The organism is Erwinia sp. JUb26 (assembly GCF_003751505.1).
In the GTDB taxonomy this organism is placed as follows: Bacteria; Pseudomonadota; Gammaproteobacteria; order Enterobacterales; family Enterobacteriaceae; genus Erwinia.
Window position 1 is genome coordinate 406,910 of record NZ_RJVB01000003.1, and the last position, 17,951, is coordinate 424,860.

The following is a 17,951-nucleotide window of genomic DNA, read 5'->3' on the forward strand; positions in this document are numbered from 1 at the left end:
TACTTTTATCATAAGAAATTTGTTTTGTTGTGTTCGTGAATATGGTGTAAAAAATAACCATCTGAACAGGAGAAAGAAGAAATGAGCGAAGTCGTTAAGACCTCCGGGCACTACCCGGACCTGCAGGGAAAAATAGCGATTGTCACCGGCGGTGCCACCGGTATTGGTTTCGCCATTGCCCGGGCGTTGAGCCACCAGGGCATGCGCGTCGCCATTGGCGATATTAATGAAGACGCCGCCCGCGCGGCGGCCCGCCAGCTGGGCGAAGGCCATGTGGCGTTCGGGCTGGATGTGCGTTCACGTGAGTCGGTTGAAACCGGCTTTCGCTGGGTTGAAGACACGCTTGGGGATTATCACCTGCTGATTGCCAACGCCGGGGTTTCCACCATGCAGAAGGCGCTGGAGATTACGGATGACGAGTGGGATTTCAACCTCGACGTCAACACGCGCGGGGTGTTTCTGACCAACCAGATCGCGGCGCGTAAATTCGTCGCCCGCCGGTCCGGCACCATTGTTAATACGGCTTCGCTGGCGGCTAAAGTCGGCGCACCTTTACTGGCGCACTACTCGGCGAGCAAGTTTGCCGTACTGGGCTGGACCCAGGCGCTGGCGCGCGAACTGGCCGTTGATGGCATCCGCGTGAATGCGGTCTGTCCCGGTTTTGTCAAAACCGGCATGCAGAGCCGCGAAGTTGAGTGGGAAGCCGGGTTACGCGGTATGACACCCGATGAGGTGATTGCGGATTACATTCGCCAGACCCCGCTCGGACGGCTGGAAGCGCCGGAGGATGTCGCTGAAGTGGTGGCATTCCTGAGCTCGGACGCGGCACGTTTTATGACCGGGCAGGGGGTGAATGTGACCGGCGGCGTGTATACGGGATAAGACGAACATCCGGCCATAACACCTTCGGTTTTAATCAAACAAAATCGAACATGAATGTGGTCGGTGTTAAGACGGGTGAGACAGCCAAAGGTAACCATTATGGCCTCCATTGAATTACGTAACGTCACCAAGTCCTGGCACGGTAATCAGCACAGCGTCCGTAATGTGAATCTGCATATCCGGGACGGTGAGTTTGTTATTTTCCTCGGCCCTTCCGGGTGCGGCAAGTCCACCACGCTGCGGATGATCGCCGGGCTGGAGAGTATTACCGAAGGCACGCTGCTGATTGACGGGCGCGATGTGAGCCACGTTGCCCCGCGCGATCGCAACATTGCCGTGGTGTTCCAGAGCTACGCCCTGTATCCACATATGACGGTCGCCGAGAATATGGCGTTTGGCCTGAAGATGCGCGGCGTGCCGCAAAGCACCATCAACAGCAAAGTGGCGGAGAGTGCGGCCCTGCTGGGGCTGGATAAGTTGTTAAATCGCAAACCGGCGGCGTTATCCGGCGGGCAGCGGCAGCGTGTCGCGCTGGGCAGGGCGATTGTCCGGGAACCCCAGGCCTTTTTACTCGATGAGCCGCTGTCCAACCTGGACGCCCAGCTGCGGGGGGAGATGCGCAGCGAGTTGATCAAGCTGCATCGCCGCCTTGGCAAAACCATGATCTACGTGACCCACGACCAGGTAGAGGCTATGACCATGGCCGATCGGATCTGCATCATGCGGGACGGGCATCTGGTGCAGTGCGGTACGCCGCTGGAGGTCTATAACTACCCGGTCAATACCTTCGTCGCCCGTTTCCTCTCATCCCCGCCGGTCAATCTGCTGGGCGGACGGGTTCAGGGCAGTGGCAGCGCGCTCAGCGTGCAGCTGTCGGACGGGCCGGTCATTCCGCTTCCCGACTGGATGGCCGAAGACTATCGCCATCTGGCGGGGCGTGAGATGACGCTGGGCATCCGGCCGGAAGACTTTCACAGCCATCCGCGCAGTGCGGACGGGATCCCCCTGACGCTGACGGTCAGCCGCATTGAAGCGCTTGGCGCAGAGAACATCGTCAGCGGCAGCCTGGGCGGGGTCGATGTGGTGGTCCGCCTCGATCACCATACTCACCCCAAAGTGGGGGCGCCGCTTCCGGTCTACCTCGATCCGCATTCGCTGCATCTGTTCCATCCCGAAAGCGGGGAGGTGGTCAGCCGCCGCAGAGCGCCCGATGACCCGGTATTCACCGCAGATGAGGTGCAAAAATGAGTCGAAAAATCGGCCTTCATCTGGGGCTGATCCTGGCCTGCCTCACCATTTTACTGCCGGTTTTTTGGGTGGTCAGAACCAGTCTGGTCCCGGAGTCACTGGCGTACAGCAGCGAGGTCTTTCCCCAGTTCACCTGGGAAAACTTTCGCAGCCTGATTGAGAACAATGATTTTTTACGCCACTACGCCAACAGCCTGATTGTGGCCACCGGGTCGGTGGTCCTCGCGATGCCGTTTGCGGCGGCGACGGGCTATGCCTTCGCCCGCTTTAAAACCGGCGGCAAAGCGGCGCGTTTTATCATGCTGGCCACCCAGATGCTGCCCGCCGTAGCGCTGGTGCTGCCCGCCTTTGCGGTACTGCGATCGGCGGGCCTGACCAATTCATTACTGGGGCTGACGCTGGTTTATGCGGCGCTGAATCTGCCTTTTCTGACCTGGATACTGATGGGGTTTTTCGACGGCATCCCGGTGGATCTGGAATGGGCGGCGATGACCGACGGGGCCACGGCCTGGGGCGCGTTCTGGTATGTCGTCTTACCCATTTCTTTACCCGGTCTGGCGGCATCGGCGGTGCTGGGGTTCATTCTGTCCTGGAATGAATTTCTGTTTGCCCTGGTGCTCAGCGGGCCGGACACCGCCACGGTTCCGGTGGCGCTGGCCGCCCTGCAAACGTCGAATGGCGTCCAGATCGGCAAAGTTGCGGCCGGGATTGTGCTGGCCGTTTTGCCCCTGATGGTCGCCTCACACTTTATCCAGCGTTTCATCGTCAAAGGGCTGACCTTTGGCGGCGTGAAATAACATCATCATCCACTGTCAGACAATTGTCGCCGTTCACACTTCGGCACGCATACCAGGAGTTAATTATGTTGAACAGAAACAAAGTCACATTGTTATCGGGTCTGATTCTGTTAAGCCTTACGGCCTCCGTGCGAGCGGAAGATGTGGTACTGCGGGCGTTGATGGAGGATGTGCCTGAAACGCAAATTATCGAAAAAATGCTGCCCGACTTTGAGAAGCAGTACCACATTAAGGTCCAGTTCGAAAAAATCGGCTACGGCGATATGCACGACAAGCTGGTTTCCCAGCTTATTCAGCCGCAAAGCTATTATAACCTGCTGGAAGTGGATTTCTTATGGGCAGGGGAGTTTAGCCGGGCAGGCTGGCTGAGTGACCTGACTGACGAGGTGAAAAAGCCGGGCTTTGATATGTCGGCCTTTATTCCCGCCACGGTTTCGTTACTGAACGTCGATGAGAAAAAGACCCTGCTGGTGCCGATGTATAACTATTCGATGGGGCTGATTTACCGCACCGATGTGCTGCAGGATGCGAAGTTAAACAGCGCCTGGCAGGCCGAATTCAAACAGCCGCTGGCGCTGCCGACTACGCTGGATGGCTACGTTTCGCTGATTAAATTTATCAGTAAAAACAGTGATATGTCCGGCGCGGCAATGCAGGGCCAGCGCGGGGATCCCAACAGTATGGAATTCTCGAACTATCTGTTTGCCAGCGGCGGCGCCTACGTGAATGCGGAGGGCAAATCCGCGCTCAACGGCCCGGCGGGACACAAGGCGATGTCGCTGTACGCTGACGCGATCAAAAACGCCGCTCAGAAAGGGGCGCTTTCCGCCACCCTCGACGATACCGTGCGCCTGATGTGCAGCGGGAAAGCGTTCAGCATGCTGACTTACTGGTGGATGCTGCCGCAGCTCGACAATACGGCGGCCTGTCCGGCGGTGGCCGGTAAGCTGGCGCTGACGACCGTACCGGGCGGGCACGGCGAAAGCGGCGGCTGGGGCTGGGGCGTGCCTAAAAACATCCCGGATAAAGAGAAGCAGGCTGCGCTGACCTTTATTCAGTGGGTGCAGAGTAAGGACGTGACCATTGCCCGTGCTCTGCAGGGGCATGCGCCGGTCCGTTCTGATGTCTACACCTCCGCCGAGGTGCTGAAAAAGTACCCTTACTATAAAGACGCGCTGAATATTGTCGCCACCGGCAAGTCGTTCCCTATTTTTACCTATTCAGCGCAGTATGAAGATGTGCTCGGCACTCAGCTTTCGTTGCTGGCCAGCGGCGAAAATACCGTCGACGCTTCGCTTAAAAGCACCTCCGACCAGCTTGATAAGCTGCTGCAGAAATGAAGCGAGGGGACCGGGAAATGTCGTTAGCTGAGGCGTTAATTATCAAACCGAAGCCCCGATTTACCGTAGACAGATTCCGGGTAACAGGCTGGGCTTTTGCCCTGCCTGGCTTACTGGCACTGGCTATTGTGCTCGGTTTTCCTGTGGTTTATGCGGTGGTGCTGGCCTTTTCTTCCTACACGCTGATGCACACCGAGATCCTGCCTTTTGCCGGGCTGGATAATTTTGTCAGCGTGCTGACGAGCGAAACGTTCTGGCACTCCGCGTGGCTGACGATCCGTTATTCGGTGCTGACGGTGAGCGGGGAGTTTATTGTCGGGCTGGGGATTGCCCTGATGCTCAACCGGGTGGTGAAAACCCGCCCGATCTACTTCGCCTTGCTGACCATTCCGATGGCGATGTCCCCGGTCAGCGTGGCGCTGATCTGGCGCATGCTGCTGCAACCGAATCTGGGCATTATCAATCATATGCTGGAAAGCATCGGGCTGCCGGGCGTGGACTGGCTGGGCGATCCTACGCTGGCTTTCTGGAGCATGGCGTTTATTGATATCTGGCAGCAGATGTCCTTTGTGGTGCTGCTGCTGGCTGCCGGTCTGGCTTCGCTGCCGAAAGACCCGTATGAGGCGGCCGAAATTGACGGGGCAAACAGCCTGCAGCAATTCTGGTACATCACCCTGCCGATGCTGCGGCCGGTGTCCGCGATTGCGATCGTTATCCAGCTGATTAATGAGCTCAGAACCTACGACCTGCCGTATATTCTCACCCGGGGCGGGCCGGGAAATGCAACCGAAGTCCTGAGCTTCTTTGCCTACCGGCGCGCCTTTCTGGGGCTGTCACTAAATGAAGGATCGGCGGCGGCACTGATCTTGCTGTTAATCGTGCTGGCGATGACCGTGATCTACTTTGTGCTGCTGGAGCGGCGAAGATAGTTTGGCGGTAGCAGGGCGTGGGTGGGATAGCACTACAGATAGTGAGCCAGGCAGTGTGCTATCGCTGCCGCTCAACCCACTCAGTACCCCGGTAACCGCCGCTTAACCGGCTGCGACTTCACAATTGCGCTGCTGGTTTCCGCCTTGTCGGTGATGCGATCCAGAATAAAATCCAGGTGCTCGATGGAGCGCAGATGCAGGCGCGCAATAAAGCAGTCGTCGCTCGTCACTTTGTCACATTCGGCCCGTTCAGGAATGGCTTCCAGCAGTTTCTGTACCTCATGCAGTTTTCCCGTCATCAGTTCCTGCTGGTGGGCCTGGGCGCGCTCTCATTTATCTACCAGGTGGTGGGGTTTATCGTGGATGCCGTCGCCTTTGGCCATCGATTGCATCCGCTGCAGATGGCGGGAGCCGCCGCTATTTTACTGGCGGCGGTCGGTATGATGAGGGTGAGGCGGCTGCCAGCGCAGCCGTGTGTGGTTAATGATTAATCAGACCGGGCTTGATGTCGAACCTCTGCTACAGATTAATGACAATCTGCGTCAGCAGATTCCACGCATCGTCCTCTTTCGGGGTGACGGAGGGATGATGCGTCCAGGCCAGCTGATTGGTCCAATATATGCCGTTGCTGACGCGCAGCGTATAGGCGGTGGATGCCGTGGCGCTGTAGCTTTCTGCGCTGCTGCCGTGCCGCTCGAAGTAATCCTTTGCATCCTCACTGAATTTATTCCAGGCCAGGCCAAACGACAGCATATCCATCGGGCGGCTGTCAAAGGGACCAATACTGAACAACGTCAGCGAGGCATCCTGGGTGAAGACATTGCGATCTTCCGGCGAGTAGTTCGTTTTCCCGTCGATATACCATCCCCGGAACGGCAGGCTGGCATCCGGCTGGCTGAGCTGATGGGTGGCCGCCAGGTAGTGGGACCAGGTTTCATCCTTATCCTGCTCGGAGTTGTAGTCGAAGTAGGGGGTTTTATTGTAGACCGACCCGCCGCGCAGCCACGTCATGCGCTCTGACGCGCCGGCATTAACGCGATAACCGATCTCGTTAATTAACAGCGTTCCGGCATTCGGCACCTGCCAGCGCAGCCCGTAAGTATTGTACTTCGAATCCGCCAGCAGGCCGTCCGAGCTTTGGCTGCGGGCTACGCCAATATGGTCGTACCAGCGCCGATCCTCAGACTGAAAACGAATGTCCATTCCCGGGCTGGGCTTCAGGCTGGTGAGCCCGGCCTGGCTCAGCATGACGCTGGTCGGACCGAGCGCCGACGACGCCGTGCTGCTGCCAAGGTACAGCCCGTAGAAATGCGTCAGCCAGGCCGAATAGCCGTAATGCAGGATTACCCGGTTGTCGAATAACGGCTGATAGACGGACAGATCGCTGATCGCCACATGCCCGTCCTGACCGTTGCCTTTGAAATTGTTATAGGCATACATCGCGCCAACGCGCAGCTGGGCACCTTCGCCCAGGCCAAGACGCGCCAGATCCCAGGTGAGATCCGCGCTGAGCGCGTTGCCGGTGGTCAGCCGCTGACCCACGTAGTTCGGCTCATTTTTCCAGTTGCCTGCCACGTCGTAGGTCAGGTTGGTTAACAGCTGAACCTGCGCATAGAAGCCATTATCGGCCATATCCTGCCGCAGGCCACCCCATTCGGGAGCGATGGTGTCACAGACTGAACCAATGCTGGGCGTCTCTGGCCCTTTCGGCAGCATTTTATCGAACCGGGAGCAGTCATCTGCGGCCTGCGCCAGAGGCGCGATCGACAGCAGCAGCGACGTCATTAACAGCAGCTTATTGCGCATTTTTCTCTCCCTGCACCAGGCTGGCACCCGCGCTGGCAATCACCTGCTGATACCAGCCAAAGCTCTGTTTACGATGGCGTTGCAGGGTGCCCTGGCCGCTATCATCGCGATCAACATAGATATAGCCGTAACGTTTCGACATTTCCGCCGTCGAGGCGCTGACCAGATCGATCGCCCCCCAGCTGGTGTACCCCAGAACCCTGGCACCGTCGGCAATCGCTTCACGAACCTGAACCAGATGGTCATTCAGATAGGCAATGCGGTAGTCATCGCGAATGCTGCCGTCCTCTTCAATCCGGTCTTTCGCACCCAGCCCGTTTTCCACGATAAACAGCGGTTTCTGATAGCGGTCCCAGAGCATATTCAGCAGATAACGGATCCCTACCGGATCGATCTGCCAGCCCCATTCCGACGCCTTTAAATGCGGGTTAGTAATCAGATTTAAAATATTGCCGGTGACCTTATGCTGTTCCGGATCGGCACTGGCGCAGCTGCTCATGTAATAGCTGAAGGAGAGGAAATCCACCGTTTCCCGCAGGTCTTCCCGATCCTGATGGGTGATATCCAGCAGGATATTCTGCTGTGCAAAGTGGCGCTCCATAAAGCTCGGGTATTCCCCCCGCGCCTGAACGTCGAAGAAGAACAGCCACTCCCGCTCTTTACGCTGTGCTTCCAGCACATCGTCAGGATGACAGGTCAGCGGATACTGCGGCATTGCCGCCACCATGTTGCCAATTTTGGCATCCGGAATAATGCGGTGACAGGCTTTAACCACCCGCGCACTGGCAACCAGCTGATGGTGGACCGCCTGATAAACTTCCTGCGGGCTGCTGCCTTCCGGCAGGCCCAGCGGGCCGAAATGCGCGAACAGCGCGGCGTTGATTTCATTAAAGGTCAGCCACCATTTCACCTTGTGCTGATAGCGTTCAAATACCGTGGTGGCATAGCGTTCAAAAAAGGTAATTGTCTGCCGGTTTCCCCATCCCCCCAGGTTTTTCGCCAGGTGGTAAGGCATCTCGTAATGGGAAAGCGTGATCAGCGGCTGAATGTTGTACTTAAGCATTTCGTCGAACAGGGCATCGTAAAAGGCCAGCCCGGCTTCATTTGGCGTAGTTTCGTCGCCGTTGGGATAGATGCGTGTCCAGGCGATCGAGGTGCGCAGGGTTTTGAAGCCCATTTCGGCAAACAGGGCAATATCTTCGGGATAGCGGTGATAGAAGTCGCTGGCGATGTCCTTGATATACAGCTCACCGGCGGCTCTTTCCCCAGGAGGATAAAGCAGGCCGCCCGTCTGATAGTCAGAGGTGGAAAGGCCTTTACCCGCCTCGTCAAAAGCGCCTTCGACCTGGTTGGCAGCAACCGCACCGCCCCAGAGAAAATCGGAAGGAAATGTCGTTTTCATGTCTGCATCCTCATATTTTAGGTAATACCCAGCCCGTCCGGCAGCGGGAGGCAGCCAGCGAGGGAAAAACAGGGTGAAAGGGGTGGAAAAGGGTGAAAAAGAAACCTAGCGCGGTGAGGCCGTACCCAGCTCCGCGTGACCGTCAGGCAGCGATCGCGGTATGCCGACCATCCAGCTGCTGACAAAGGCGAACAGGAAGGCGACGGCGGAGCCGGTCACAATCCCCCAGAAGCCGGCGTCGATGCCCGTTGGCGAGATAAAGGACGGGAAGGCGAAAATCCCCAGACCGCCGAAGGCGTAGGCCGTGCCGTGGTAATAACCGATGATGGCGCCCCCGAGCGCACCGCCCATGCAGCCCAACACAAACGGGCGCTTCAGCGGCAGGTTGACGCCATAGATGGCGGGTTCAGTGATGCCGAAAATGCTGGAGACAAATGACGGCCCGGCAATGCGTTTCAACGCCGTGTCACGGGTGCGCAGCCAGACGCCCAGCGTCGCCCCAGCCTGTGCCCAGACCGCCGCCTGAACCAGTACCGAGACGGTATCCGTGCCGGTGGTCATCAGATTGTTGATCATCAGCGGCGCCAGACCCCAGTGCAGACCGAAGATCACACACACCTGCCACAGCGCGCCGAATACGGCACCCGCAACGGTGGGATTGAGGTGCCAGACCCAGTTGTAGCCGATGCCGATAGCGGAACTGAGCTGCGTGGCCAGTGGGCCGATGACCAGGAAGGTGGCCGGTAAGGTGATGGCCAGGCACAGATAGGGCGTCACGAAGGTTCTGATTGAGGCCGGCAGCCAGCGGTTGAAGCGTTTTTCCAGCCAGCAGCAGAACCAGGCGGCGAGTATCACCGGGATCACCGTGGAGCTGTAATTGATGAAGGTCACCGGGATCGACAGGAACGAATAATGCTGCGCCGGATCGGCCTGAGTGCTGTGGAAGGCGTCAATCAACGAGGGGTGAACCATGGCGGCGCCCACGACCAGCGTGACCAGCGGATTGCCGCCGAATTTCTTCCCGGCGGTATATCCCAGCAGTACGGGCATAAAGAAAAATACCGCATCGCTGGCAGCAAAGAGAATAAGGTACGTTCCTTCGTCTTTATTCAACCAGTGAAACAGTGTGGCAATAATCAGCGAGCCTTTTAAGAGTCCGGCGGCCACTAATATCCCAAGCAGCGGTGCGAAGATGCTGGATATAATATCAATGGTGCTGTTTAATACGGCTTTAAAACCGCGTGGAGATGAAGATGAGGCGTTATCATCGGCATTCCCTTCAGGGTTATTATCGGGGATATATTCAATAAGCTGATTGTATACTTCGCCAACGTGGCTGCCGATAACTACCTGGAACTGTCCGCCACTCTCAACGACGGTAATAATTCCCGCCACCTGCTTTAATTTTTCAGCCTGAGACAGACCGCTGTCTTTAAGCTTGAAGCGCAGGCGAGTGGCGCAATGAATAACGCTGATAATATTATCCCGTCCACCGACGCCGGAGAGGATCTCAGCACATAAATGGGCATATCCCATAACTTACCTCTTGTCAGAGTTTCCTGAGAAGGAAATTTTAGGCAAAAAAAAACCTAACTTTCCTTCCCGCTGACCTGATTCGGGAGGTGTAGTTAGGTTTTGCTCAGCGCGCCGGTTAGGCGAGAAGATAACAATCCTGTTATGGAAAAATTTATAATCTCAAACTTCCGTTCCGACAAGCGTTTTTCTTAATGTTATGACACTGTGTGAAGTGACTCACAAAAAGATGCGCTATTTATCCTCCGTGGAAATCGCTATTTTCACCTGCTCAATGTGGATCGCCAGAAACATCAATTCATCCATTGTTAATGTGTGGTCATGGTGTAATTCACTGTATTTGCTAATTTTAATGGCGCACGCATAGGCGTCTTTATATTTCCCCTTCACCAGCGTAGCCAGATCGGGATCGCCAATATCCAGATGTTTTTTATCCAGGATACGCTGGGCGAAAAATTTCAGATGGGTAACAAAACGCTGATAGCTTAATGCCTTTTCCTGATAGGTAATATCAAAGTGATAGGCCACCAGGCTTAATATGTCCTGTATGAAACGCGTGATCTTCATCGTGTTCTGCATATTATCATTGAGCTGGGCATTGACCAGATGCAGGGCGATAAACCCGGCTTCATCCTCGGGTAATAGCGTGCCGGTATGCTGATAAATAATCTGCAGCGCATCTTTTCCGACATCGTACTCGTGCGGATACACTTTTTTTATTTCCCACAGCAACCCATTTTGAATGCTGATGTTTTCTGAAAATCGCTGTAGTGCATAGTGTAAGTGATCAACCAGTGAAATTAATAAGCTATCGTGTAGTTTTCCCGGTAACCGACCGCGAGCCAGCGATATAATCGCCTCTGTGGCGAGAATGCACTCCTTCGATACCTGATCCAATAATGACCTGAAGTGATCGCTGTAGGGGGTATCCGGTGAAAACGTTTTCTCAACGTGGGTCGGGTTAATGTTTTCTCCGGCTTTTTTATTGAAGCCGATACCTTTACCCATAACCACCATTTCCTGCAAATTTTCATCAACGGTGATAACAACATTGTTATTCAGTATTCGATCTATTTTCATTACACGCTCCAGAAGGAACAGGCGGGAGATTTATCCGGAAAAAATAAATGAGTGCACACCAGAATGTCAATTGTCGGGTGTGCGAAGATCTTTTTCGGCCGGTTCTTTTATCTTAAGTGCCAGCACGGTCACATTTAATGTGATGAACCGACTGATTCCCGAAGGGGGAGTCCGGGTGATAGCAGCAGTGCTATCTTCAGGCTGGTCAGTGAAAAGCGGTTAAAACGATAGCTCGGTGTGTGAGCTGTGTCTGAAAGCGTTGAAAACGATCGTTCAGTGTGTGAGCAGCGGGTAACAAAGCAGGGTCCTTGCCTGTCTACGAAGCAAAATAAATATCCTTTTCCACCAACCGCTTTACAAAAACTTCCTGTTCTCGCCTTGATCAAAGCGGCAAAACAAGATTACTGTATTTATATACAGTAATTGTCTGAGATCGTAACCATGAAGTTTTATCAGCCCGCAGAAATCCGCGCCATTCTGGACCTGCCGTTGTTTATCAGCCGGGTGCCGTGCGGCTTTCCATCGCCCGCGCAGGACTACGTTGAGCAGCGCATTGACCTCAACGACCTGCTGGTGAGCCATCCCAGCTCAACCTATTTTATCAAGGTCAGCGGCGATTCGATGATTGAAGGCGGAATCGGTGAGGGCGATATGCTGGTGGTGGACAGCTCGCAGAAGGCGGAACACGGCGATATCGTGGTGGCGGCGCTGGACGGCGAGTTCACCGTCAAGCAGCTGATGCTGCGGCCTTATCTGCACCTGCGGCCAATGAATTCCGCCTATTCGATTATGCCAATTCCCGATGCTGACCAGTTCGAGATTTTCGGCGTGGTGAAGCACGTGATTAAAACGCTGGGTAAGTGATGTTTGCCCTCGTGGATGTGAACTCATTCTACGCCTCGTGCGAAACGGTGTTCAGGCCGGATCTGAAGGGCAAGCCCGTCTGCGTGCTGAGCAACAACGACGGCTGCGTGATTGCCCGCTCGGCGGAGGCAAAGGCGGTCGGCGTAAAAATGGGTGAGCCCTATTTTAAAATCAAAGACCATCTGCGGCAGCATCGGGTGAATGTGTTCAGCTCAAACTATGCGCTTTACGCCGATATGAGCCTCCGGGTGATGACTACGCTGGAGGCGATCGCCCCGGCGGTAGAGGAGTACTCCATTGACGAGGCGTTTATCGATCTGACCGGCGTGCGCAACTGCCGGGTGCTGGAAGAGTTTGGGCACGAGATCCGTGAAACCGTGAAGCGCGACACGCACCTGACCGTGGGCGTGGGGATTGCCCAGACCAAAACGCTGGCCAAGCTGGCTAACTACGCGGCAAAAACGTGGACGCGGACCGGCGGCGTGCTGGATCTGTCGAACGTGGATCGCCAGCGCAAGCTGATGGCGCTGGTGCCGGTGGAGGAAGTGTGGGGTGTGGGTCGGCGCATTAGCAAGAAGCTGAACGCGATGGGGATTATCACCGCCAAAGATCTGTCAGAGCAGAGCACGTGGATTATCCGCAAGCACTTCAACGTGGTGCTGGAACGTACGGTGCGTGAACTGCGCGGTGAGCCGTGCCTGGCGCTGGAAGAACAGGCGCCGGACAAGCAGCAGATCCTCTGCTCGCGTTCGTTTTCCACGCGGATCGTTGACTATGCCGATATGCGTGAGGCGGTGTGTAACTACGCGGTACGCGCGGCGGAAAAGCTGCGGGAGGAAAAGCAGTACTGTCGGCAGATTGCGGTGTTTATCCGCACCAGTCCGCATGCGGTCGATGAACCGTTTTACGGCAATCAGGCGATGAGCATGCTGCTGACGCCGTCGAACGATACCCGGGATATTATTCGCGCCGCGATGAATGCGCTCGATCGCATCTGGCGGGACGGGCATCGATATATGAAAGCAGGGATCATGCTCGGCGACTTTTTCAGCCACGGCGTATCGCAGCTCAATCTGTTCGACGACTTCAAACCGCAGCTGAACAGCGAAGCTCTGATGCAGGTGATTGACCACGTGAATCAGAGCGGCAGAGGCACGCTGTGGTTCGCCGGGCAGGGGATCCAGAAGCCCTGGGCGATGAAGCGTGAAATGCTGTCACCGGCTTATACCACCCGCTATCAGGACCTGCCGCTGGCGAAGTAGCGTTCCCGGCGAGAGTTGCACCTGTTTCGCTCGGCGCTGCTCCTGCGTAGTTAAACACTATCCGGTGAATAAGGTGATGCCGAATTCACTGCTCAGCCCGGTGTTTGCCATCTTTTCTGGCGTTATTTAAAAAACACCAGACTGAATAACCCGCGATGACGTAGTGTGATCTGTCTCTGAGTTAACGGATAAACTCTTAGATTTCATCGATTTTGACTAAGTCTATAAGCAGTATGGGAATTTATTTTCCCGGATGTAAATTGCTACCGTAGCCGCGTAGGAGAGTTATATTTTTTCGCGCGACGCTTTATTCTGCCGGGTTGATTTGTCTTTACGCGCCATGCACATTCTTTTCCTGCTAATGGGCGCGTCGATAACCTCATCCAGGATAAATCCACCATGCAATTTATTTCCGCAAAAACCATTCATGACCTGCTGGAGTGGGAGGGCGCAATCAACGCCATCCACTCGGCGCATCTGGGCCCCCGCCATAGCGGGGACGGCTTTTTCCTCGGTGATGCCGCATACGGTTTACTGAGCCGCGCCGTAATTTTACCGGGGCGTGGTGCCGGTTTAAAAATGGCGTCAATCTGTCCGGCCAATGCGCAGGCACAGCCGCCTCGTGCAGTGGAAGATGCCGCCTTCGTGGCGATCGACGAAGAGACCAAAGCGATTTCTGCTGTGCTCGATGGCCCGGCAATTACCCGCTGGAAAACGGCGGCGGATTCGGTTACCGCCGCCCGGATACTCAGCCGTGAAGACAGTGCCACGCTGCTGGTGCTGGGAGCTGGACCGGTGGCGACGGCGCTGGTCGATGCCTATCTGCATATACGGCCCTCCATTCGCAACGTGCTGCTGTGGAACCGCACGGCTGAAAAGCTGACGGCGACGCTGGCGACGCTGAGAGAGAAGGGGATTGAGGCGGAAATTGTGCAGGATCTTAACGCAGCCGTCAGCCGTGCGGATATTATTACGGCCGCCACCAGCTCGGCGTCACCGCTGATTCTGGGGAAATACGTGCAGCCCGGCACGCATATCGATCTGCTGGGCGGATATCGCCCGGATATGCAGGAAGCGGACGGCGAAGCGGTGGCAAAAGCGCGCATATTTGTTGATGACCGGACCAATGCCATGATGTCGGGCGACCTTCATATCCCACTGCAGCAGGGCATGATGACTGAAGGGCAAATCGAAGCCGATCTCTACGAGATTTGCCAGAACGCGACGTTCAAACGGCAGAAGCAGGACATTACGCTGTATAAAAACGCGGGCGGCGCGCACCTGGACCTGATGGTCAGCCTGCTGGTCATTGAGCGGTTAAAGCACTCTTCCGCCGCGTAGATAAAATGGGGTTCACCCGGTAGCGATTTGGCTGAGCTTATCGGGTGAATGCCGGCTAGCGGCATGCAGAGCTAGTGACGGCCCGGACGATGCAGTATCTCCGCCAGCACTCCCGGCAGGCAGGCGCCTACAATCACCAAAAATCCCATCAGTGGCCCCCCAATCAGCAACAGGGCGCAAAACAGTACGGCGTTCATGTGTGTCCTTTTCGATGTTTTTTCTTCTGGCAGGAACGTAAACAGCGTGGCTATGCTGCACCGAAAGGGTCGATTATGCATTGATCGGCATCACAATTTTACGGTGCTAAAAGGGGAGAAGATTGATAGCTGGCGGGTAGTGCTTAAAGGCAAAGATTCCGGGCCGAGGGGCGCGATGAGAAAACGAGGAAAGCATAAGAATTTTTTCAGGGGGAATCGGAGGGGGTATGTTATAACAAGTAAAATTTACTTATATTTACGCAAAAAAAAAAGCCCGCTAAGAGCTTTAATGCGGGCCAACACCAGGGAAATCGATTAATTTTAATGATAGGAGTATTCTCAGTTATTGCCAGGCGAAAACGCGTTATTTGCGAGCGAAATCAAAAAAAATGTTGGATCACCCTTTCCCGCATTAATACTCTTCAGAAATCAGCCACTGGTCCGCTTCTTCAAACATCTCTTCAATAATGCGCAGCAGCGTGGATTTATCGGTTTTACTGGCATCGCTTTTTACGCCGTTGGCCTGCATCGGTTTCACTTTAACCAGCGCATCGGGGAAAACCCGCTGAACGCGTTTTTCCAGCTCTTCCTGTATCAGCTGCTCGGCATTTGCCAGACCCGCCACGTTGCGCTTGTCATAAATCAGTTCAACAAACATTCTACTTTCGCTCCCTTTAAATTTATCTGTATAAAAATACAGGTATATGGCGGCGGGTTCAAACACTATTTCATGGTCTGAACGGGCGCTCACCCCGCGTGTTGGCTGGCCTCAGCGGCGAGTCTCAGCCAAATACGCCGCGCGGCGAGCGCGTTTTCATCGAATCACTGACTCAGCATTGCCGATCCCATCGGCGTATGGCCAGAAATCGCCAGCGCGGCATCGCTGCCATTGACGCTAAGCTCAACCCGCGCGCCCAGCGGCAGCGTAACGGTATCGTGACCGTGGCCGAAGTCCAGGCCGGTCACCAGCGGGACGCCGCTGCGTTGGGCAATCAGCGCCCAGACGCTGCTGAAATCGTAGCCGTTGTCGTAGTCGGAAAGCGTGTTGCCGGTAAAGCTGCCGGTCACAATGGCCTTCTGCCGCGCCAGAATGCCGCTTTCCAGCAGCTGTAGCAGCATGCGTTCAACGCGGAAAGGGTGCTCATTAACATCCTCGATCACCAGAATCCCGTCGTGGATATCCGGCATCCACGGCGTGCCGATCAGCGAGGCTATCATCGCCAGGTTTCCGCCCCAGAGCGTCCCCGACGCGCTGACCTGCTGCGGTGTAGTCTGCCAGCGCAGAGTGAACCGATCCGAGGTCAGCGCCAGCCAGAAATTGTCGAGGGTGAAAGCAGAGGGCGTTTCCGCCCCAAAATTCCCCGCCAGCATCGGCCCGCTAAACGTGATGATCCCGGCCTGAGCCAGCAGGGCCAGCTGGATAGCGGTGAAATCGCTGTGCCCGCAGAGGGCAACAGGCCGATCGCGTAGTCGTTCAGCCAGGCTCTTATAGTCAAGATCGGGCAGCAGGCGGCTGGCACCATAGCCCCCGCGCACGGCCAGCACGATGTCCGGCAGCGTCTCCAGCCGGGCGAGATCGTTCACATCGGCCAGCCGCTGTGCATCGCTACCGGCAAAACGCTGTTCGCGCCTGGCGATAATTTCAGTATTGGTTACCTGATGCCCGTCCGCGCGCAGGCGCGCAATGCCGCGCTGTGCGGCGTCCGGATTGTGGCAAAAGCCAGAAGGGGCGATCAGATGAATATTTCGTGGGGACACGGTCATAATACGTACTTATCTCATCCGGATGGTGGTTTTACCGACGTTTATCAACAATTTTGCCACCAGGGGCGGCAATGAAAAATGTGCTCTGCCGCAGGTTGGTGAAAATTTATACGCCGATAAGTGAATTAATTTTGTACACTCGCTGTCAGATTCTTTCGATGATGACGAAAAGCCGTAGTGATGTCATCAGACTCAGCCAGCAAATTAAGAATTACGGCAATTTTCTGCTAACCGGTAAGTCGTATGATAGGCGCGACGCCAGGCTCAGAGGAAAAACAAGCGTGCATAAATGCGTGAAATTAGCAGCCATGTTGGCTGCGCTACTGCTGGCAGGCTGCGCCAGCGAACCCGCAAAGAAGATCGTTCATCAGCCGGATACGCCGCTGACGTCAGCACCGCCACAGAAAGTGGCACAGGCCTGGTCACTCTTTACTGAAAATGCCGCGCGTAGTTACGGTGTCGATCAGAAACTGGTGGATGCCATTATAGCCGTGGAGTCCGGCGGCAATCCGACGGCGATAAGTAAGTCTAACGCCGTCGGTCTGATGCAGATTAAAGCCTCCACCGCCGGGCGTGAGGTGTATCGTGCGCAGGGCCGCCACGGGCAGCCGAGCAAAAGTGAACTGCGCGATCCGGTCAAAAATATTGATATCGGCACGGCCTATCTGCGAATTTTACAGCGGCAGCAGCTGGCCGGCATCCGCAATCCTGAAACCCTGCGCTATGCAACCATCGTTTCCTACGCCAACGGCGCGGGGGCACTGCTGCGGACGTTCTCACGGGATCGCAACCGTGCGATTGCGATGATCAATGCCCTGAGCCCGGATGAGTTTTATCAGCACGTACAGAACAATCACCCGGCGGCACAGGCTCCGCGCTATCTGTGGAAGGTAACAACGGCGTATCGGACCATCTGAGCCTTAACCGGTTTTGATAAATGCTAAAAAAATTTCGAAAAAAGTTCGTCCTTAAATCACAGACTTAGAATCCTCTCCTATACTTAGTGCAGTTTTAATCGTGCCAGTTTGATAACGGTAATCATTAAGGGGGAGTAAATGGGTATTCTGTCATGGATCATTTTTGGATTGATCGCCGGTATTATCGCCAAGTGGATTATGCCAGGTAAGGACGGTGGTGGTTTCATCATTACCGTGATACTGGGGGTTGTCGGTGCGGTCGTCGGCGGCTGGATCAGTACCTTCTTCGGTTTTGGTCGGGTCGACGGGTTTAATTTCGGCAGCTTTGTCGTGGCGGTGATCGGTGCCATTGTGGTGCTGTGGATTTATCGCAAGGTACGTAGCTGATACGAATGTAGCCTGCGGGCTGGTTTCGTTGAGAATTGTGGAGCCACTCTCTGTTAAGGAGGGTGGCTTTTTTATTGGTGGCGAGGAGGAATGTTTGGTGCATGGGTGCATGGGAAAACGGTGATCGGGAGCCAGCCTCTGCGGCGGGCGGCCGGTCCTCGCGCCACGCTTTGCGCGGTGCCCTCGGTTGCCGCATTTGTCC

18 protein-coding genes and 1 pseudogene are annotated in these 17,951 nt (G+C 55.5%); 11 read left to right on the top strand and 8 right to left on the bottom strand.

Features of this window, described 5'->3' with window-relative positions; genetic code table 11:
* The first annotated feature begins 81 nt into the window (after window positions 1-81).
* The 5 genes from EC836_RS10575 (at window position 82) to EC836_RS10595 (ending at window position 5,196) form a co-directional block, all read left to right on the top strand.
* Window positions 82-882 carry an SDR family NAD(P)-dependent oxidoreductase gene (locus EC836_RS10575; protein ID WP_123332805.1) on the top strand — a complete coding sequence of 267 codons (801 nt, stop codon included), beginning with the start codon at window positions 82-84 and terminating at the stop codon, window positions 880-882.
* A 99-nt stretch (window positions 883-981) separates the two neighbouring features.
* Window positions 982-2,130, top strand: a complete 1,149-nt coding sequence (locus EC836_RS10580; protein ID WP_123332807.1) for an ABC transporter ATP-binding protein — start codon at window positions 982-984, stop codon at window positions 2,128-2,130.
* Window positions 2,127-2,927: a carbohydrate ABC transporter permease gene (locus tag EC836_RS10585; RefSeq protein WP_123332809.1), complete on the top strand. Its 801-nt coding sequence runs from the start codon at window positions 2,127-2,129 to the stop codon at window positions 2,925-2,927. The genes EC836_RS10580 and EC836_RS10585 overlap by 4 nt, the downstream gene beginning before the upstream one ends.
* Before the next feature lie 65 nt (window positions 2,928-2,992).
* Entirely contained in the window at window positions 2,993-4,267 is a 1,275-nt protein-coding gene (locus EC836_RS10590; RefSeq protein ID WP_123332811.1) for an extracellular solute-binding protein, read from the top strand.
* A 17-nt stretch (window positions 4,268-4,284) separates the two neighbouring features.
* On the top strand, window positions 4,285-5,196 hold the full coding sequence (locus tag EC836_RS10595) for a carbohydrate ABC transporter permease (protein ID WP_123332813.1): 912 nt from the start codon (window positions 4,285-4,287) through the stop codon (window positions 5,194-5,196).
* An 80-nt stretch (window positions 5,197-5,276) separates the two neighbouring features.
* Here EC836_RS10595 and EC836_RS10600 read toward each other — a convergent pair.
* Window positions 5,277-5,495 (bottom strand): annotated as a pseudogene (locus tag EC836_RS10600) (Lrp/AsnC ligand binding domain-containing protein); the annotation flags it as partial.
* On the opposite strand from EC836_RS10600, the gene EC836_RS10605 reads away from it, so the two are divergent.
* Window positions 5,478-5,687, top strand: coding sequence for a hypothetical protein (locus tag EC836_RS10605; protein WP_199735108.1), 210 nt, complete (start codon window positions 5,478-5,480; stop codon window positions 5,685-5,687). The pseudogene EC836_RS10600 and the gene EC836_RS10605 sit on opposite strands and share 18 nt — an antisense overlap.
* Window positions 5,688-5,715: 28 nt before the next feature.
* On the opposite strand, the gene EC836_RS10610 is transcribed toward EC836_RS10605, so the two are convergent.
* The 4 genes from EC836_RS10610 to licT all read right to left on the bottom strand — a co-directional run bounded on the left by EC836_RS10610 (window position 5,716) and on the right by licT (window position 11,017).
* Window positions 5,716-7,002: a carbohydrate porin gene (locus EC836_RS10610; RefSeq protein WP_123332817.1), complete on the bottom strand. Its 1,287-nt coding sequence runs from the start codon at window positions 7,000-7,002 to the stop codon at window positions 5,716-5,718.
* Window positions 6,992-8,404 (bottom strand): glycoside hydrolase family 1 protein, encoded by a 1,413-nt coding sequence (locus EC836_RS10615; protein WP_123332818.1) that lies wholly within the window; start codon window positions 8,402-8,404, stop codon window positions 6,992-6,994. Before EC836_RS10615 ends, EC836_RS10610 begins: the two co-directional genes overlap by 11 nt.
* 105 nt (window positions 8,405-8,509) lie before the next feature.
* Window positions 8,510-9,940, bottom strand: a complete 1,431-nt coding sequence (locus EC836_RS10620) for a PTS transporter subunit EIIC (RefSeq protein ID WP_123332820.1) — start codon at window positions 9,938-9,940, stop codon at window positions 8,510-8,512.
* 231 nt (window positions 9,941-10,171) lie between these two features.
* A complete protein-coding gene (gene licT, locus EC836_RS10625; protein WP_123332822.1) occupies window positions 10,172-11,017 on the bottom strand; it encodes a BglG family transcription antiterminator LicT in 846 nt (281 codons plus the stop codon).
* Between the two features lie 441 nt (window positions 11,018-11,458).
* Here licT and umuD point away from each other — a divergent pair, with 441 nt between their 5' ends.
* The 3 genes from umuD (at window position 11,459) to EC836_RS10640 (ending at window position 14,484) form a co-directional block, all read left to right on the top strand.
* A complete protein-coding gene (gene umuD / locus EC836_RS10630) occupies window positions 11,459-11,881 on the top strand; it encodes a translesion error-prone DNA polymerase V autoproteolytic subunit (RefSeq protein WP_123332824.1) in 423 nt (140 codons plus the stop codon).
* The gene (umuC, locus tag EC836_RS10635) at window positions 11,881-13,143 is read left to right on the top strand and encodes a translesion error-prone DNA polymerase V subunit UmuC (protein ID WP_123332825.1); all 1,263 of its coding nucleotides are present in this window, start codon (window positions 11,881-11,883) and stop codon (window positions 13,141-13,143) included. The genes umuD and umuC overlap by 1 nt, the downstream gene beginning before the upstream one ends.
* 399 nt (window positions 13,144-13,542) lie before the next feature.
* Window positions 13,543-14,484, top strand: coding sequence for an ornithine cyclodeaminase family protein (locus EC836_RS10640; protein WP_123332828.1), 942 nt, complete (start codon window positions 13,543-13,545; stop codon window positions 14,482-14,484).
* A 71-nt stretch (window positions 14,485-14,555) separates the two neighbouring features.
* Here the strand turns inward: EC836_RS10640 and EC836_RS25080 are convergent, their stop codons facing one another.
* The 3 genes from EC836_RS25080 to ldcA form a co-directional block, all read right to left on the bottom strand.
* Window positions 14,556-14,681: a hypothetical protein gene (locus EC836_RS25080; protein ID WP_255416840.1), complete on the bottom strand. Its 126-nt coding sequence runs from the start codon at window positions 14,679-14,681 to the stop codon at window positions 14,556-14,558.
* A gap of 412 nt (window positions 14,682-15,093) precedes the next feature.
* Complete coding sequence (locus EC836_RS10650; protein WP_123332831.1) at window positions 15,094-15,339, bottom strand: DinI-like family protein; 246 nt, start codon at window positions 15,337-15,339, stop codon at window positions 15,094-15,096.
* Window positions 15,340-15,503: 164 nt separating this feature from the next.
* Window positions 15,504-16,445, bottom strand: coding sequence for a muramoyltetrapeptide carboxypeptidase (gene ldcA / locus EC836_RS10655; protein WP_123332833.1), 942 nt, complete (start codon window positions 16,443-16,445; stop codon window positions 15,504-15,506).
* 308 nt (window positions 16,446-16,753) lie between these two features.
* Between ldcA and emtA the strand changes: the two genes are divergently transcribed.
* Window positions 16,754-17,362 carry a membrane-bound lytic murein transglycosylase EmtA gene (emtA, locus tag EC836_RS10660; protein ID WP_199735110.1) on the top strand — a complete coding sequence of 203 codons (609 nt, stop codon included), beginning with the start codon at window positions 16,754-16,756 and terminating at the stop codon, window positions 17,360-17,362.
* 138 nt (window positions 17,363-17,500) lie between these two features.
* On the top strand, window positions 17,501-17,749 hold the full coding sequence (locus EC836_RS10665; protein WP_123332837.1) for a GlsB/YeaQ/YmgE family stress response membrane protein: 249 nt from the start codon (window positions 17,501-17,503) through the stop codon (window positions 17,747-17,749).
* Window positions 17,750-17,951 lie beyond the last annotated feature (202 nt).

What these genes read in the sequence shown, in the direction of transcription:
- EC836_RS10575 (WP_123332805.1), top strand. Translation starts at nt 82, where the DNA reads ATGAGCGAAGTCGTTAAGACCTCCGGGCACTACCCGGACCTGCAGGGA.
- EC836_RS10580 (WP_123332807.1), top strand. Translation starts at nt 982, where the DNA reads ATGGCCTCCATTGAATTACGTAACGTCACCAAGTCCTGGCACGGTAAT.
- EC836_RS10585 (WP_123332809.1), top strand. Translation starts at nt 2,127, where the DNA reads ATGAGTCGAAAAATCGGCCTTCATCTGGGGCTGATCCTGGCCTGCCTC.
- EC836_RS10590 (WP_123332811.1), top strand. Translation starts at nt 2,993, where the DNA reads ATGTTGAACAGAAACAAAGTCACATTGTTATCGGGTCTGATTCTGTTA.
- EC836_RS10595 (WP_123332813.1), top strand. Translation starts at nt 4,285, where the DNA reads ATGTCGTTAGCTGAGGCGTTAATTATCAAACCGAAGCCCCGATTTACC.
- EC836_RS10605 (WP_199735108.1), top strand. Translation starts at nt 5,478, where the DNA reads ATGCAGTTTTCCCGTCATCAGTTCCTGCTGGTGGGCCTGGGCGCGCTC.
- EC836_RS10610 (WP_123332817.1), bottom strand. Translation starts at nt 7,002, where the DNA reads ATGCGCAATAAGCTGCTGTTAATGACGTCGCTGCTGCTGTCGATCGCG.
- EC836_RS10615 (WP_123332818.1), bottom strand. Translation starts at nt 8,404, where the DNA reads ATGAAAACGACATTTCCTTCCGATTTTCTCTGGGGCGGTGCGGTTGCT.
- EC836_RS10620 (WP_123332820.1), bottom strand. Translation starts at nt 9,940, where the DNA reads ATGGGATATGCCCATTTATGTGCTGAGATCCTCTCCGGCGTCGGTGGA.
- licT (WP_123332822.1), bottom strand. Translation starts at nt 11,017, where the DNA reads ATGAAAATAGATCGAATACTGAATAACAATGTTGTTATCACCGTTGAT.
- umuD (WP_123332824.1), top strand. Translation starts at nt 11,459, where the DNA reads ATGAAGTTTTATCAGCCCGCAGAAATCCGCGCCATTCTGGACCTGCCG.
- umuC (WP_123332825.1), top strand. Translation starts at nt 11,881, where the DNA reads ATGTTTGCCCTCGTGGATGTGAACTCATTCTACGCCTCGTGCGAAACG.
- EC836_RS10640 (WP_123332828.1), top strand. Translation starts at nt 13,543, where the DNA reads ATGCAATTTATTTCCGCAAAAACCATTCATGACCTGCTGGAGTGGGAG.
- EC836_RS25080 (WP_255416840.1), bottom strand. Translation starts at nt 14,681, where the DNA reads ATGAACGCCGTACTGTTTTGCGCCCTGTTGCTGATTGGGGGGCCACTG.
- EC836_RS10650 (WP_123332831.1), bottom strand. Translation starts at nt 15,339, where the DNA reads ATGTTTGTTGAACTGATTTATGACAAGCGCAACGTGGCGGGTCTGGCA.
- ldcA (WP_123332833.1), bottom strand. Translation starts at nt 16,445, where the DNA reads ATGACCGTGTCCCCACGAAATATTCATCTGATCGCCCCTTCTGGCTTT.
- emtA (WP_199735110.1), top strand. Translation starts at nt 16,754, where the DNA reads ATGTTGGCTGCGCTACTGCTGGCAGGCTGCGCCAGCGAACCCGCAAAG.
- EC836_RS10665 (WP_123332837.1), top strand. Translation starts at nt 17,501, where the DNA reads ATGGGTATTCTGTCATGGATCATTTTTGGATTGATCGCCGGTATTATC.